The sequence below is a fragment of the Rhodococcus sp. 1168 genome, assembly GCF_002091955.1.
Lineage (GTDB): Bacteria > Actinomycetota > Actinomycetes > Mycobacteriales > Mycobacteriaceae > Rhodococcoides.
In genome coordinates this window covers 381,160-396,702 of the sequence record NZ_MKKY01000091.1, presented here as the reverse complement: position 1 = coordinate 396,702, position 15,543 = coordinate 381,160, and the positions used below count along the sequence as shown (strand labels likewise).

Below are 15,543 nucleotides of genomic sequence, written 5' to 3'. Positions count from 1 at the left end.
GCTATACGATCCGTTCGAGCTCGGCTGCAGTGGTCGATCCGGACATTTCCAGCTCCGACGCGAGGTCCGCTGCGACCTCGGCCGCCAGTGCGCCGTCGATCACACGATGGTCGAATGTCAGCGACAGTGGAAGGATCGTTCGGTCGACTGCTCGGTCGTCCACGAGTGCGACGGAGTCGATCATCCTGCCGATTCCGACAGTCATGGTGGTGCCTCCATCGGAGTAGAAATGCCGAATCGGGCGATGTCCCAGCGAGGTCACCGCAACTGTTCCGAGGGCCCGGTGGCTCCACGGAAGGAAGGTGGCAATGTCGAACACGGCTCGGCCGACGACGCCGGGTAGGAACCGAAATGCCTGCGCAGGTCCGCGATCTCCCGACTCGAGGCGCTCTCGGGTGTCGGTGATCCATTCGGTGATCGCTGCGGGCGATATCGATTGTGCAGCAGGGAGAACAGCGGACTGCACCGTCCTGGTCCCGTCGACCGAGACGTCGAACGCCAGCTTGACGTCGACATCACGATGCCGAACCACGAGAGGTAGACCAAGTGACTCGAACGAGGAGTTCGCCTCGGGATGCCGTGCCCACACGGTCCCAACAGCCGCGACGACCTGCGCGACGACCGAACATCCAGCCGACTCGCTCTGTCTCGCGAGAATGGCCGACGCGTCCACCTCGACGCCGAGGTAGACGGGGCTGCGACCGCTGCTGCCGGCTAGGAATGCAAGGGTGTGCCAGCGGTGGTTCGGCACCACGCGGAGACCGCCGACCATCCGCACGAGGGACGTCATGCGGTGGCAACCCGGTAGATGTCGTCCAGGCATTTGCTCTCCATGGCCCGGACGACCGATAGCGGTCTGCCTATTTCCGCCTCCACCACGGTGATGACCTTGAGCAGGTACATCGAGTCCCACCCCGCAACGCCGTCGAAAGGGGTCGACAAACCGAACTCGGTGATCTCCAGACCGCTTTCGGTACGGACCAATTCGACGAATCGCTCTTTCGTCATGCTCATGCTCATGCTCATCTCTCCTTGATGTCTACGTACGGGGGTACCGACGGCGCGTCTGCCGGGGCAAGTACGAATTCCTCCGAGTCGGCCCCGAGCCCGTGCAGGCCGCGGTGGTCACCGCCCGACGGCCGGAACCCGTGATCCGGGTACAGACGGGCAGTGGCCGAGTTCTTCGGAGTTGCTGCGTACCAGCCGATCAGTTCGGTTCTGCCGAGTTGGAATTCGGACTGTGCGACGTGCGCGAGCAAGGCCGTTTCGACCCCCCGTGCGAGGACCCGGCAGGACAGCGCGAAGTTTCGGACGAAGGTGGTCTTCTCGGACCGCTCGACGAAGAGCGCCCCCACTATCCCGTGATCGCCGAAGCGGTCTGCGCATTCGACCGCTACGACGGCACGATGTGGATCATCGATCCAGGTTCGAACCGAACGTTCGTCCATCCGGAGCGTGGTGAGGTTGAATTGATTGGTGCGCTGTGTGATCTGAGCGATTCGGGCGATCTCGACACCCTGTGGCTCGAAGACGACCACCCTCGTGTCGAGATCGGTCAGGTAGGACTCGACGTCCTGCGCTGCATCGCGGAGGGTCTTGCGCTGCAACTCCGTTCGGTATCTGGTAGTTCGGGCGGTGTCCTCGGCGGTGATCGTCGACGTGGTGAACCACCCGTCACGAAGCAGTGATACGACGTGCAATGCGGGTTCGTTTGCATCCACCGCCACGATAGGAAGGGTGGGCAAGGCCGAATGCATTGCGCCCCGCTCGGATTCCGAGTCGTCGACGAATACGAACGACTCGACGCCGATGCCCAGGTCGGCGGCCATGGCTACCAGGTTTCCCGGCTTCGGATTCCAATCGGCACGAATGGCAACGAAGTCACCCTCGCTCATGTCCGAATCAGGGTGTTCGATCAATGCTCGCCGGACGAGCGCCTCGTCGTTCTTGCTCAGAATCGCGAGCATCACGCCCTGGGAGGCGAGCTGCCGCAGGGTGCGTCGGAACGTTGAGTATGCTTCGCCGGTCAGACCGTGCTTTAGGTTCACTCCCTCGATTCCGTCCTCGGAAAGAACGCCCTCCCAAAGTGTTCCGTCGAGATCGAGCGCGAGTGCCTTGCTGGCCCGGCCCAGGCGCGATCGGGTGAGGTGTCCGATCTGACGAGCGCATGCCCCCATGAACTCGTTACCGAGCGCGACGCCGGCATACGACGCCATACGGGGGTCGGACAGCGGACCGGACTCCGTGAGAACGGCGTCGGCGTCCAGCACGACGATCGAGTGGTCGGCTACGGCAAGATCGAGCAATCGTGCGTTGAACCGACGCCAGGCGGCCCCGATCTGCGCCTTGGACACCAGGTCGATCGCCATCGACAGCACCGCTGCCGGCAGCGGCACGGTCGAGACAACCGTCAACCGTCGAGCCGCGTGGCTCCGCACCGAGCGCTCGAGTGTCGTAGCGACGTCGTCGAGTGCAACCGCTACGTCTCGTGCGGTCCAGGTGTCGGGGAGACGATCGAGGACGATGCTCGCGTCGAGCATCACGATCGTCATGTCCGGGTCGTGTTCGAAGACGGGGGCTCGGTCCTGGAGTAGTTCCAGAGCCCATCCGCCGAATCCACCCACTCGGATATCGGATTCGAATCCGTGACGCGCCAGTTCGGCGCCGAGGGGAGCCTGCAGCCCTCGGACCGTCGAGCTGCCGACGATCGCGATCGCAACCGCTCTCGTGACGTTCGTGACGGTCACAGTCCCTCCAAGGTGATGCCGCCTCGGATCCAGCGGCTGGATTCGATGGCGATCGCGAGAGCCCGGTTGCCGGGTTCGATGACTCCGGCAAGGCTGTCGAACTGTAGGAAAGCCAGGGCATTTCCGCTGTTGCCGGTCGCGGCGACACAGCTGATTTCTCGGGCACCGTCCATTCCCATCTCCTTCCGGATGCGGGCGGTCATGATGCCGGACAGCTGAGGTGGGAGGAGGAAGTCGATATCGTCCGCGGACCAGGATGAACGGCGAAGCAATTCGCCTGCCGTTTCTACACTCATGCCCGGCACACGTCGTTCGATGGCCTTGTAGTCCTCCCGCACGGCGGTGACGTCCGAGAGTCGATCGGCCTCTCCGAACCACTCGATGATCTGTCCAGGAGCGCTGTCGAGACCGGTGAACACACAGTGCACGGTGTCGATCCGCATGACGGCGTCCGTGGGATCGGCTGCGATCACCATTGCGCCTGCACCATCGCCGAACAGCATGTAGTTCACGAGCGTCGCGGGCGGCATACCGCTGATGTCTCGGTCGAGAACCATGTGCTTGGCGCACAGGTCGGCACCGATCACCAAGCCGATACGTCGATCGTCGTCGAGCATGCGCCCACCGACGTCCAACGCGGAAATCGCTCCCGAACAGCCGGATTGGAGCTGATACGCGGGAATGAGATTCAAGCCGAGCCGGTCGGCGATTCCGGTGGCCGATGTCGGCATCAACGAATCTGGTGTTGCGGTGGCCAGCACGAGAAAATCGATGTCCGACGGCTCCAGCCCGGCCCGATCGAGTGCCTGCCGTGCGGCGTGCGTACCGAGATCGACGATCGAGTGGGTGCGCGCACCCGAGTCGAGATCGACACCGAAGTATCGTGTCCGTGTTCCGACGAACAGCTCGATCCATTCGGCGTTCATTCCGAAACGGCCGGCGAGAGCTGCATTGTCGACGGCAGCGCCGGGCAGGCAGGTCCCGGTTGCGAGCACGTGCATCAGTTCGCTCCTTCGAGAATCACTGTGTGCGGGTACGTTCGGGTGTGGTGACGGACGAAGTCCACGAGATTGCCGACGGTGTCGAGATTGTCGGCCAGATCGACCACCGCGATCGGCGGAGTCGGAGCGAGAAGTTCGTTCACTCGGTCGCCGAGCCGAACGGCCATGATCGAGTCGAACCCCAGGTCGTCGCGCAGGCGGGAGGATCGGGTGAATTCTCCGGTCTCGAACCCGCCCAGCTGCGCGATCAGGGTGCAGATCGACGTCTCGAGATCGAGTTCGTCCGGGACGGTTGTGGCGGTGGTGAACAGCGGCGACTCGGCGCTGACCCCGCCGAGGGCAGCCCCGACCGCGGTATCGTCCAGAATCGGCTCGACAGCAGGCACATTCGAACGGAACCGCAGTGTCGGCTTGCCCGCCAGCCGGTGCCGATCGTGGTCGAATCGATACCCAGGCAGACGTCGGACGGTTCGATGTTGCTGCTGGTACAGAGGTGCCCAGACGACGTCGGTACCTTGGCTGTACAGGGCTGCGAGAACCTCGGCAAATTCGGTGCCCGCCGACGCAGGCCCTGGCATCGGAACGAGCCGCTCGGCCCCGGTGGTGTCGATATCGCGGGCAAGTGTCGTCAGGACACCGTTGGGACCGATCTCGATCAAATGCGACGGGCGGGCGTCCGCGAGAAGGGCGCGCATGGCCCCGAGATAATCGACGGGCCGCACCATCTGTTCGCTCCAGTAGGCGAGCGTAAGATCGGCGCCGTCGATCTCGCCGCCGCGAAGTGTCGAATAGAAGGGAACGGTGGTCGCGTTCGGTGGCACTCTGATCCCCGATGCTCGCAGCATGGACGCGGCAGGCTCCATGGTGGGGGAGTGAAACGCGTGGGTGACGCGTTGGCGTTTCGGCGAGTACGCCGCGAGAGCCCGTTCTGCACGCTCGAGTGCCTCGGTCGCACCGGCTAGGACCGTGCTGCCGGGCCCGTTGATCGCAGCGATGCACAGCGTCGAGTCCAGTTCGACGTGCGCCACGATCGTCGACACATCGGCACGGACCGAGAGCATTCCACCTGCGCCTGCTGCTGTGTCCATCGCAGTGCCCCGCATGGACACCAGACCCAATGCGTCCGACATCGTCAGTGCACCTGCCGTCACGGCGGCCGCGAATTCACCCAAGCTGTGGCCGAGAACCGCAACCGGACGAACGCCCACGTCGACGAAGGCAGCAGACAAGGCGTACTGCACTGCGAACAGCGCCGGCTGAGCTATTGCGGCCCGAGCCACCAGTTCGGCGGAATCTTCGTCGAAGAGGACGCGGTCGAGGTGTGGACGTAGGTCGTCGGCCGCCGCGTCGACCACTTCGCGCAACCTATCCGAGTAGACCGGGCAGCAACGCTCCAGTGCGCGACCCATAGCCGGGTACTGCGACCCTTGGCCGGTGAACAGGAAGGCCGGGGCCGGGGTGCGCCCGGACGCGGTGCCGGATCGGAGAAGGACCGCGCGCCGCAGCGCCGCTGCGCCCTGGCTCGGAGTGTCGGCGGCAACGGCGATACGCGAGCGGAGACCGGTCTTGACGATGTTCGTCGAGTACGCAATCTGGTTGAACCGATCCGGCGACACGTCGTCTACGAAATCGGCGAGCGCGGTTACGTTCGACGTCAATGCGCTGTCGTCGGTCGCCGAGATCGTGAGCACCGAGGTCCCGGACAGTCGACTCGGAGAACGGACGTCGGTCGGTGAGCCGACGACCACGTGCGCATTTGTGCCGCCCATTCCGAAGGAGCTGATACCCCCGACGATTGGTGTGCGTGGCAGCTTCGCAACGGAATCGTTGAGCCTCAGGCCCTTGCCACTCAGTCCAAGGGCTTCGTTCTCGGCATCGGCGAACAGCGACGGCGGAAGAACGCGATTCTTGACGGACAGAATTGCCTTGATGAATCCCGCGATCCCTGCGGCTCCTTCGAGGTGACCCACGTTGCCCTTCACCGATCCGAGCAGGCACGGTCGGCTGCGTTCGACGCCGAGAACCTTTCCGAGGGCACGGGACTCGATCATGTCACCCAGTACGGTTCCGGTCCCGTGGCCTTCGACGAAATCAATGTCGGCAGCGTTCACGGAAGCGCGCGCGTAAGCAGACTCGAGGACTGCGATCTGCGACCACATACTCGGTGCGGAGATCCCGTTGCTTCGCCCGTCGTGATTGACAGCCGAGGCGAGAATGCGGGCGTACGACAGTCCCGAACGGGTGATGGCATCGGTTTCCCGTTGCAGTACGACGACGCCGATACCTTCCCCGCGCCCGATCCCGTCGGCCCCGGCGGAGAACGGTTTGCATCTGCCGTCGGTGGAGGCAAGGCCGGATTCAGCGTAGAACACCGACAGTGCAGGCGAGAGCATCATGTTGGCCCCGGCGACGATAGCCGTGTCGATGTCGCCTGCGCGAATTGCACTGGCGGCCTGATGAAGAGCGACGAGGGACGAGGAACACGCAGTATCGACGGTCATACTGGGTCCGTGCAGGTCGAGGTGGTAGGACACCCGGTTGGCTGCCATACAGTATCCACCTCCCGTGCCTCGGTGCGGGGTCATTTCCGCGGGACTCGACATCGCTATCGATGTCCAGTCACTCGACATCATTCCGACGAAGACACCCGTTGTGCTGCCTGCCAGGGCCGTCGGATCGATTCCCGCGTCTTCGATTGCATGCCAGGACATTTCGAGGATCAGCCGCTGCTGCACGTCCATCTCGCTCGCCTCGGCCGGCGAAACTCCGAAAAAGGCGTGGTCGAAATCCGAATGTCCGGTGATGAATCCGCCGAATCGGCTCGGCGGGCGCGGAGCATCCGACCCGTTCGTCCAATCGTCGGTGATCCACCGATCGGGCGGCACCTCGCTCGCGCCGTGCCGTCCGTCGAGCAGAAGCTTCCAGAAAGCAGAGGCGTCCGATGCACCTGGGAACCGGCAGGCGATTCCGGTCACTGCGATCGCGGGATCGGAGGTCACGAGTCGGCCTTGGCCGCAACCTGGGTGCGAAGAAAGCCAGCCATGGCAGCGATGCTCGGGTAGTCCCACGCCATGGTGGGTTCGACCTCTATTCCGAACGCATCTTCCATGTCGCCGCACAGGGTGAGGGCATAGACCGAGTCGAGCCCGTACTCGGCAAGGGGGCGGTCCATGTCGACCGAGTTCGGTGGGATTCGCAGGAATCCCGCGACCTTCTCGATCAGCCATTCGGTTTCGTCGATCGGACGAGCAGGCATAGTCGTTCCTTCTGGCGTGATGGGAGTGCGTGGTTGAGTGGTGGTGCGTGATCGTTGACGGGGGTGGGTGACTTTGCGGCGATGTCAGGGCATCGTGCGGGGGACTGTGCGGGCTCGGAGATCGAAGGCTCGGCCTTCCTGTATTCGCCGAAGAACATCGGTGAACGTCTCGAGCACAACGTGTTGCGGTGGTTCCAACCGGACGCCGCCGATTCGCTCGGCCGTGCGATACAGCGCGAGAACGGCCCACGACGGCGCGTCACCGTCGAGGCGCTCGACGATCCCTGCCGTGACCAGAAGCAGTGCATATCGTTCGGTGAGCCGCATAGCGGCCGCAGGCGCGGCCACGCCCAGGTCGTGCGGGGCAAGAGCCGCAGACTCGGAGCGCAGGTCGAGGAGAGCCTGCGTCAGAATCTGCCAGACGTCGGTGAGTGCGGGATGAACAGGGCGCGACTCCAAGCTGACTCGCAGTCGGTTCAGTACGGGGTCGGGGCCAGGAGCGAACATTCGAAGGGATCCGAAGTTCAAGGGTGCCAGGTCCGCTCCCGGCACAGTCTTGGGAGCAGCGTCACCCTGGGAGGTAAGGCGTTTCAGTTGCGGCAAGATCGCCAATTGGCAGGCCGCGCCACCTGCGTGGCCGATCGCAAGCGCTGCGAAATCCCGAAAGTGTTTACCGAACAGTGCATACGGACCAGTTCGAAGGTAGAAGCGCGCGCCCAGAACGACCGAGAGATCGGACATCGCGGACTCCAAAATCCTCGGCACGATGTATTTCGCGGCCGCAGAATGGGCGCTGCCGAACGCTGGCAGTTCGTGCAGTGTGTTCGCGGAGTCCGCCACCATACATTCGGCAGCCATGAGATCCGCGAACGACGACGCGAGCGTGTGTTTGACGTGTGGCAGATCCGACAGATCGCTGCCGTACAGCCGCCGCCGAGTTGCGAAGCCTGCCACTGCGAAGAGGCTCTCGTCCACAGGTCCCAGACCCGCACCTGCTGCCACGCATCTGGACACCTGAAACGAGGTGAGCGCCGTCTCGACTGCGGTACCGGGTGCGCCGATCATGGTCGACGCGTCGACCGGTGTGTTTCGGAAACTGAGCCCACCGAGGCGACAACCGCGAAGGGCCAGGCTCAGGTGGCGTGGCGTCGATGCCGGCGAGTCGGGACCGTCGAGGTCGACGAGGAACAACGAGTGCTCGCGCCCGCCGAATCCTGATGTGCCAGTGCGGGCGAACACAACTGCGGACTGCGCGCGGTCGGCATTGTTGATGACGTTCTTTGCGCCGTTCAGCCGGTAATTTCCCGCGTCCTCGGTAGCGATGAGGTTGTTCGCGCCGAAATCGTTACCGTGGTCCGACTCGTGATAGGCAACCGAGATCGCCCGGCCCGACATCAGCGTTCGTGCGACAGCAACCTGCTGATCGGTGCGACCGGCCGCGTACACGTTGACCGCCGCCATGAACGAGGTCAGACCGTATCCGAGCCCGAGAGACGCATCACGCCCGAATACTGGACGCATGACGTGCACGAGTCGTTCGATGGAGGTGAATCGACCCCCGAGGGCGATCGGCACGAACTCCGCGCCGAAGCCGTAGTCGTCCAACAGCGTCAGCGTTCCGGCTGTGAACTCGCGAGCCTCGTCGGCTTCGAGGACATCGGCCACTCCGTACGGGTTGGCGGACTGGTACGGGTCACCGAGAAGTGTGTCGAGAATGGTCACGTATTCACCCGTTCCTGTTTCACGGACGCCGAGGTCGTCGCATCGAAGATGGTGGGATGCGAACGGTGGTCGAGTTGGTCCAGCAGAACCGAATATCCTGCGTCGATGCTGTCGATCGGCACCGAACTGCGCACACCGATTCGGTCGAGTGCGGTATGCAGTGCCAACTGGAGCCAGAGTGCGTCGGACCAGAGTGGTCCGGTGGGGGGATTGTTCAGGTAGATCTGTATGGCCGCCGCCCCAGCTATGCACGCGGAAAGTTGTTCCGCCGCAACGAAGGCAGCGGTAGGCACCTCGACCGGATCACGGTCCAGCAGTCGAGTCTGCTGAGACAACGTCTCGACCGTACGGACCAGAACCTCAGCACACCGGAGTGCGTAGGCCTGGCCGTCGTGCTGGCGGTCGAGGAGACAGCCGAGTGCTGTCACCGAACTCTCGAGGTTGGCCAGAAGACCGAGCCCGCGACGGGGAACCAGGGACAGTCGCGCGAGGTCGAGCGCGGGGAGCGGTTCTGCGATCGTCGTGCAGATACGAAAGTCGATCTCGTCCTGAGTCGTACGCGCGGTGTTCTTCCAGAGCAGGACCGAGAATTGGCTGACGATCGTGTTGAGGTTGACCACCGTGTTTCCGTCGAACAGCGACACGATTCGATGATCGCGTTCCACTTTGTACAGCGTCCCGTCGGACCCCAGTCCCGGCACCAAGGACCGCGCTCCCATGAGCCTGCGCAGATCGAGCAACGACTTCTCGACGGTCGACGGGACCAGGTACTTGCTTGCGGCCGCCAGCGCGGACTGCTCGCCGGGGAGCGCGTGCAACGATCTGGACGCGACGACGGTCAGCGCCTCGGCCAGCAGGTGTCCACCGAACGACTCCACGAGCACCGTCCTGGCTGCGGGTAAGTCACCGAGCGAGCGACCGTACAGAACCCGAGCTCGCGCGAATCGAGCGGTCATGGCCAGCGCGTGATCACTTGCGCCGAGGGAAAGGTAGCAGCACATTGTGCGAGTCAGCTGTAGTGCTTTCAGCACGATCTCGAGTCCGTGGCCTTCCGGCCCGACCAACGTTCTGGCCGGCACGAACGCACCGTCGAACGAAATTCCGCTGATGTCCGCGCCTCGGATACCGTGAGTCGGTTCCTTGGGAAGCGTATCGAACGAAGCGGTGTCCAGCTCCGACTTCTCGACGAGAAACAAGCTGTAACCGCGGGCAGTGCCGCCGTCACGAGTGCGGGCAAGCACACATACCGCGTGGCCGCGAGTCGCATTGTTGATCAGCCACTTCTCTCCGTACAGCCGGAACCCGGCGGTGTCGGGCTCGTCGCCGGTTCGGCTCGAATCCACTTGCATCTCGGCCGTATCCGCACGAACCTCGCCCGAGAGCAGGTCGCTTCCGCGGGCACGTTCGGTCAAACCCCATGAGATCTGCTTGCCCTCACAGATGAGTTGTGCCAAACGCTCGCGTTGTCGTTCGTCACCGGCGACCCACGCCGACACTGCTCCGAGGAATGTCTTCCCATGCGCGACGGCGAGGGTCACATCCACCCTGGAGAGTGCACGAACGATGCGACCAGCGTTGGAATAGTCGTCGAGCAACCCGCCGAATTGGGTCGGAACGTAGCACCGCTGCACTCCGAGACGATCCAGTGCAGCAATCAACTCGGTGGGGAATTCGTCGGCGTCATCGAGATCTTCCACGGACTGCATGTCGACGGATTCGAGGAGTACTTCGAGCCGACGCTCGAGTTCATCGATCGATCGCGCCGGGTCGGAACCGAGGTCGGCACCGGAGTCCACGGCACCGAATGTCATCGAACTACCGATGCGGCGATCGGTACGACACCGCGGTCCTCGAGCCGCCCGTGGCGGAAATGGTCTCGCATTTCCGCCCGACGAATCTTTCCGCTCGTCGTCCGCGAGACGACCTTACGATCGACGAGAACGATCTCGCTCAGTATCAATCCGTGTCCTTGCCGAATCGATTCGTGCAGAATCGGTTTGAGATCGGCCACCTCCAGTTCGCCGAGATCCTCCTCGCGGAATTCCTGAACGAGGACGACTCGTTCCGGGAACTCGCCCATCCCGAACGCCGCGGTCAGGCCCAGTGCGACAGCCGGGTGCGCCGACTTCGCCGTCTGTTCGAGGTCGTGCGGGTAGTGATTCTTGCCGTTGACGATGATGACATCCTTCAACCGGCCGGTGACGAACAACTCGTCACCGACGAAACAACCGAGGTCCCCGGTGCGCATGTACCCGGGCTCATGTGCGAGGGACAAGCCGAATGTAGCGGCCGTGGCTTCGACGTTCTTCCAATATCCCTGTGCGACAATGTCTCCGCGAACCCAAATCTCGCCGATGCGTCCGGGTCCGAGTCGCTCGAGAGTGACCGGATCTACGATTGCGACGTCGGATTCGCCGACGACTCCGCTACCTACGAGCGGTCGAGCCGACCCGTGCAGCGTCGCGGCACGGACTTCGTTGCGTTCGAGAGCATCGGAATCGGCATCGAACACGGTGAAGCCGGTTCCACGCACACCCGACACGAGCAAGGTCGCTTCAGCGAGGCCGTAGCAGGGGTACACCGAGTTCGGATCGAGGTCGGCGGGAGCGAACCGTTCGCAGAAGTCGACCAGTGTCTGCGGGTGAACCGGTTCGGAACCGTTCAAGATGATGCGGACGTGGCTGAGATCGAGGCCTGCCACCACATCGTCCGTGACACGTCTGGTGCACATCTCGAATGCGAAATTCGGTGCCACCGTCATGGTCCCGGAGAACCTGGACAACGTCTCCAGCCACAACATCGGACGTTTGAGAAACGTGACCGGTGACATGTAGTGTCCTGGAAATCCCACGTACAGCGGATGCAGGAGTTGCCCGATCAGGCCCATGTCGTGGAAATGGGGTAACCATCCGGCCGCCACGTCGTTCGGGGTGGCGCGGGTGACGAGATGGATTTCCCGTTGATTCGCAAGCAGATTGCGATGAGTGATGACGACGCCCTTCGGGTCGGTCGTCGATCCGGATGTGTATTGCAAGAACGCCACGGTATCGGCCGCCGGAATGTCGAGCGGCGGGTTCGGCGAATCGGGTACCTCGATCGTGTCGACAGCGACGACACTGCGGACCTCGTCGAGGCCACAGTCGGCCAACCATGTCGTGATGGCAGGTAGCAATGCGTCGGTGGTCAGCAACACCCCGATCTCGGAGTCGCGCACGATCTTGCTGAGGCGCTCCATGCCTTTTGCGTCGGTCGGTACCGGTGCAGGCACTGCGATGACCTGTGCGTACAGGCACCCGAGGAATGCGTAGAGGAACTCATGACCGGGAGCGAACAGCAGCAACGCACGCTCACCGGCGTCGTAGTCGCTACGCAGCTGCCGCGCGACGGAGTCGGAGAGGGTGTCGAGCTCGCCGAACGTCAGCGACCTCGTCGCGTCGGGTTCACCGCGGTCGGAGAGGAACGAGATGGCCAGGCGGTCGGAGTTTCCGGCGACGACGCCGCGAAAGTGTGAAACGAAGTCGTCGAAATGTGTTGTGCCATCGGAGTTCGACATCGAACGCGGCTCCCTGGAGAAGGTCTTCGGACACGGATGTTTCGGAAGGAAACCCAACGTATCCTGCTGTCCTTGAATCGAACTTCGACGGCGCTAAAGGAACTCTTGCGGATTCGATCTGCTGTCGCCGCGATGGGCTGCGCCCCATGACAATCCTGCTTGGAAGCTGTTACCTTCTGTGCGCAAACGTGATTCGGCCGAACGGTCGAAGGCGTCGCAGTATCCGAGGGTGTCGGAACACGGACACCGGTCAATGATCGAGAGAAGATGCCCAAGATGGGAATTATTGTCATGGTTGTACTGATCGGAGCGGCTGTCGCATATGCAGTGTGGTCCACCCGCACGTCGTTCGTCATTCGTGCCGAGCGCGAGATCGAGGCCTCGGCCGACGAAGTCTGGAACGTATTGGTCGATCGCGAGTCGTACCCGCGATGGAATCCGTTCGTCGTCTCGTCCACGGGCCCGCTGACCGAAGGGGCCACAATCACCAACGTTCTTTCCGATACCAAAGGCAGTACGACGACGTTCACACCGACGGTGCTGACGGTGTCGAAGAATCGAGAATTTCGCTGGAAGGGAAAGTTCTGGATCACGGGAGTGTTCGACGGTGAGCATTTCTTCACCATCGATCCGTCCGGTCCCGGTCGGGTCCGCCTGGTGCAGGAAGAGCATTTTCGGGGACTCGCTGTCCCACCCATGCGCTCGATGTTGCGCAAGGACACACTCGCCCAGTTCCGCGCGATGAACGACGCTCTCGCGCATGAGGTACGTGTGCGTTCAGAGTCGGCCACGATCGTGTCGGAAGAGAACTGATGGCGCACCGTCTCTACCGGTTGGGGCGTTTCGCTTTCGACCACAAGTGGTCGTTCGTAGCAGCCTGGGTGCTCGCCCTGTTCGTGACCGGCATCATCGCCGCCACTATGTCGAAGCCCATGCAGGACTCCCTCACTATTCCCAATACCCCGGCCGAGCAGGCTCGGGCGATGTCGACCGAGTTGTTCGCCGGTGAGCTCGCCGAAGCCGCAGCGGACGTGACGATGGTCCTCGGTGCTCCTGCAGGTTCGACCCTGCTCGACAGCGAAGTGTCCTCCGCCGTTCAGCGCGTGGTGACCGATCTGCAGGCGCTTCCCCAATTGGGATCGTCGGCGACCATCGTCGATCCCGCGACGGCGGCCGGAGTGCAGACCGACCTACTCGTCGGCAGCGCACTCGAACAAGGGGTGCCCGAGGACCGTGCGCGTGCCGATGCTGCGGCGCTCAGCCCGCTCAGCGCCGATGGCACAGTCGGGACGATCGAGTGGGCGTTCGATGTCGCTGCCGCCGCCGATGTCTTGGAAAGCACCAAGGAACAAGTGAGCGCGATCGCCGAGACGGCACGCGAGGACGGGCTCGAGGTCGGCTACCTCGGCGCGGGTGTCGAGGATGCGGGCATCATCGATCCGGCGAGCGAGTTGATCGGCCTCGCGGTCGCCGCGGTCATTCTGGTCTTCACGTTCGGGTCGCTCGTCGCTGCGGGGCTGCCGCTGCTCACGGCGGTCGTGGGTGTCGCTATCGGTGTACTGGGTGTCGTCGCAGCAACCGCGTTCGCAGATCTGGGGTCGACGACCCCGCTGCTCGCAACGATGCTCGGTCTGGCTGTCGGCATCGACTACGCGCTCTTCGTTCTGTCGCGGTACCGCCATGAGCTCGATCGTTCCGCCGACCGTCGGGAAGCTACCGCCCGTGCGGTAGGCACAGCGGGGTCGTCGATCGTGTTCGCGGGAGCGACGGTCGTGATCGCTCTCGCGGCCTTGGCCGTCGTCGGCATACCGTTCTTGACGTCGATGGGCCTTGCCGCGGCGGGCACTGTTGCCGTCGCAGTGCTGATCGCGCTGACGCTGCTTCCCGCTCTCATCGGGGTCTTCGGACGCAAGACCTTCGCCGGACGCATACCCGGAGTTGCTCCGACAACGGAGTCTGCCACCGGAGACACGACACTGGGTCGCCGCTGGGTCGGTGTCGTCCGACGCGCCCCTGTTCGGATGCTCGTCGCCGCAGTCGTGGCCCTCGTGCTGTTGGCGCTCCCGGTGACGCATTTGGCAATGGCGCTTCCCTCCGACGCGACTGCGGCCGAAGGGACGCCGCAGCGTATCGCAGCAGAACTCATCGACCGCGGCTTCGGCGAAGGGCGAAATGCGCCGTTGCTCATGGTGATCGACGGCAAGGAAGCGACCGTGCCAGATGCCTTCGCATCCGTGGTCGAGTGGGCAGCCGAAGTTCCCGGCGTCGAGGGAGCGCAAGTGATCGCACTCAACGACACCGCCGACGGTGCCCGTGTACTGATCACGCCGTCTGGTGGGCCCAACGACGATTCGACCAAGACACTCCTGGCCGACCTGCGCGGCGGAACTACCGCCGTCGAGGCAGCTACCGGGACCACTATCGGCGTGACGGGAATCGTGGCCGTTCAGACCGACGTCACCGAACGCCTGATGACAGCGCTGCCGGTCTACCTGCTGATCGTCGTTGGGCTCGCGTTCCTGCTGCTCACGGTGGTGTTCGGCTCGATCATCGTGCCGTTGACCGCAGCGGCCGGCTTCCTGCTCTCCGTGGGAGCGACGTTCGGAGTTACAGTGCTGCTGTTCCAGGACGGAGTACTCGGGATGTTCTCGGCGGCGCCGCTCGCATCGTCCATGCCTATCTTTCTCATCGGGATCGTCTTCGGCCTCGCGATGGACTACCACGTCTTCCTGGTATCTCGAATGAAGGAATCGTATTCGCGAGGGGCCGATGCGACGACTGCAGTTGTCGATGGATTCACCCATGGCGCACGGGTCGTCACTGCCGCTGCGCTGATCATGGTGTCCGTGTTCGCAGCGTTCGTTGCACAGGATGACTTGTTCATTCAATCCATGGGCTTCGCGCTTGCGACGGCCGTGTTCCTCGACGCCTTCGTTGTGCGAATGACGATCATCCCTGCGGCAATGTTCCTGCTCGGGCGACGCGCCTGGTGGATGCCGGCGCAGCTACGCAAGGTTCTCCCGACGATCGACATCGACGGAGAGTCGTTGACCGACGACGCGTCCGGGCCCGCCGGTTCCGTCCTGTCCGCCGATACGGCAGATTCGACGGACAAGGTGCAGGCCTAGGACTGTCCGTGTAGTGCTGAAGGTGCGAGTAGATACATCAGATGGATGCAGCCACCGCCCGCGCTGCAGCACTGCACGAGACGACTACCACCAAGATCCTGAGGTTCTTCCAGTTCTTCGAGTTCGACCAGGTGGC

The 15,543-nt window shown here is 63.4% G+C and carries 11 protein-coding genes; 2 read left to right on the top strand and 9 right to left on the bottom strand.

Going from position 1 to position 15,543, the window contains the following annotated elements; all coding sequences use genetic code 11:
• Nucleotide 1: 1 nt before the first annotated feature.
• From BJI47_RS22715 to BJI47_RS22675, 9 genes are all read right to left on the bottom strand, one after another.
• Nucleotides 2–790, bottom strand: a complete 789-nt coding sequence (locus BJI47_RS22715; RefSeq protein ID WP_176225013.1) for a 2-oxo acid dehydrogenase subunit E2 — start codon at nt 788–790, stop codon at nt 2–4.
• On the bottom strand, nt 787–1,020 hold the full coding sequence (locus tag BJI47_RS22710; RefSeq protein ID WP_088945807.1) for an acyl carrier protein: 234 nt from the start codon (nt 1,018–1,020) through the stop codon (nt 787–789). Before BJI47_RS22710 ends, BJI47_RS22715 begins: the two co-directional genes overlap by 4 nt.
• 2 nt (nt 1,021–1,022) lie before the next feature.
• Nucleotides 1,023–2,747, bottom strand: coding sequence for an HAD-IIIC family phosphatase (locus BJI47_RS22705; protein WP_088945806.1), 1,725 nt, complete (start codon nt 2,745–2,747; stop codon nt 1,023–1,025).
• Nucleotides 2,744–3,748 carry a 3-oxoacyl-ACP synthase III family protein gene (locus BJI47_RS22700; protein ID WP_088945805.1) on the bottom strand — a complete coding sequence of 335 codons (1,005 nt, stop codon included), beginning with the start codon at nt 3,746–3,748 and terminating at the stop codon, nt 2,744–2,746. The genes BJI47_RS22705 and BJI47_RS22700 overlap by 4 nt, the downstream gene beginning before the upstream one ends.
• Nucleotides 3,748–6,747, bottom strand: a complete 3,000-nt coding sequence (locus BJI47_RS22695; protein WP_176225012.1) for a type I polyketide synthase — start codon at nt 6,745–6,747, stop codon at nt 3,748–3,750. The genes BJI47_RS22700 and BJI47_RS22695 overlap by 1 nt, the downstream gene beginning before the upstream one ends.
• Complete coding sequence (locus tag BJI47_RS22690; protein ID WP_088945803.1) at nt 6,744–7,004, bottom strand: acyl carrier protein; 261 nt, start codon at nt 7,002–7,004, stop codon at nt 6,744–6,746. The genes BJI47_RS22695 and BJI47_RS22690 overlap by 4 nt, the downstream gene beginning before the upstream one ends.
• An 84-nt stretch (nt 7,005–7,088) precedes the next feature.
• Nucleotides 7,089–8,726, bottom strand: a complete 1,638-nt coding sequence (locus BJI47_RS22685; protein WP_088945802.1) for an acyl-CoA dehydrogenase — start codon at nt 8,724–8,726, stop codon at nt 7,089–7,091.
• On the bottom strand, nt 8,723–10,537 hold the full coding sequence (locus BJI47_RS22680; RefSeq protein WP_088945801.1) for an acyl-CoA dehydrogenase family protein: 1,815 nt from the start codon (nt 10,535–10,537) through the stop codon (nt 8,723–8,725). Before BJI47_RS22680 ends, BJI47_RS22685 begins: the two co-directional genes overlap by 4 nt.
• Nucleotides 10,534–12,279, bottom strand: a complete 1,746-nt coding sequence (locus BJI47_RS22675; protein ID WP_088945800.1) for a fatty acyl-AMP ligase — start codon at nt 12,277–12,279, stop codon at nt 10,534–10,536. The genes BJI47_RS22680 and BJI47_RS22675 overlap by 4 nt, the downstream gene beginning before the upstream one ends.
• Nucleotides 12,280–12,555: 276 nt before the next feature.
• Between BJI47_RS22675 and BJI47_RS22670 the strand changes: the two genes are divergently transcribed.
• Together BJI47_RS22670 and BJI47_RS22665 are read left to right on the top strand one after the other, a co-directional pair.
• Nucleotides 12,556–13,092 carry an SRPBCC domain-containing protein gene (locus BJI47_RS22670; protein WP_217808572.1) on the top strand — a complete coding sequence of 179 codons (537 nt, stop codon included), beginning with the start codon at nt 12,556–12,558 and terminating at the stop codon, nt 13,090–13,092.
• Nucleotides 13,092–15,407, top strand: a complete 2,316-nt coding sequence (locus BJI47_RS22665) for an MMPL family transporter (protein WP_088945798.1) — start codon at nt 13,092–13,094, stop codon at nt 15,405–15,407. The genes BJI47_RS22670 and BJI47_RS22665 overlap by 1 nt, the downstream gene beginning before the upstream one ends.
• The last annotated feature ends 136 nt before the right edge of the window (nt 15,408–15,543 follow it).

Coding starts and splice junctions, on each gene's coding strand:
- BJI47_RS22715 (WP_176225013.1), bottom strand. CDS start 790: ATGACGTCCCTCGTGCGGATGGTCGGCGGTCTCCGCGTGGTGCCGAAC.
- BJI47_RS22710 (WP_088945807.1), bottom strand. CDS start 1,020: ATGAGCATGAGCATGACGAAAGAGCGATTCGTCGAATTGGTCCGTACC.
- BJI47_RS22700 (WP_088945805.1), bottom strand. CDS start 3,748: ATGCACGTGCTCGCAACCGGGACCTGCCTGCCCGGCGCTGCCGTCGAC.
- BJI47_RS22690 (WP_088945803.1), bottom strand. CDS start 7,004: ATGCCTGCTCGTCCGATCGACGAAACCGAATGGCTGATCGAGAAGGTC.
- BJI47_RS22680 (WP_088945801.1), bottom strand. CDS start 10,537: ATGACATTCGGTGCCGTGGACTCCGGTGCCGACCTCGGTTCCGACCCG.
- BJI47_RS22675 (WP_088945800.1), bottom strand. CDS start 12,279: ATGTCGAACTCCGATGGCACAACACATTTCGACGACTTCGTTTCACAC.
- BJI47_RS22670 (WP_217808572.1), top strand. CDS start 12,556: ATGGGAATTATTGTCATGGTTGTACTGATCGGAGCGGCTGTCGCATAT.
- BJI47_RS22665 (WP_088945798.1), top strand. CDS start 13,092: ATGGCGCACCGTCTCTACCGGTTGGGGCGTTTCGCTTTCGACCACAAG.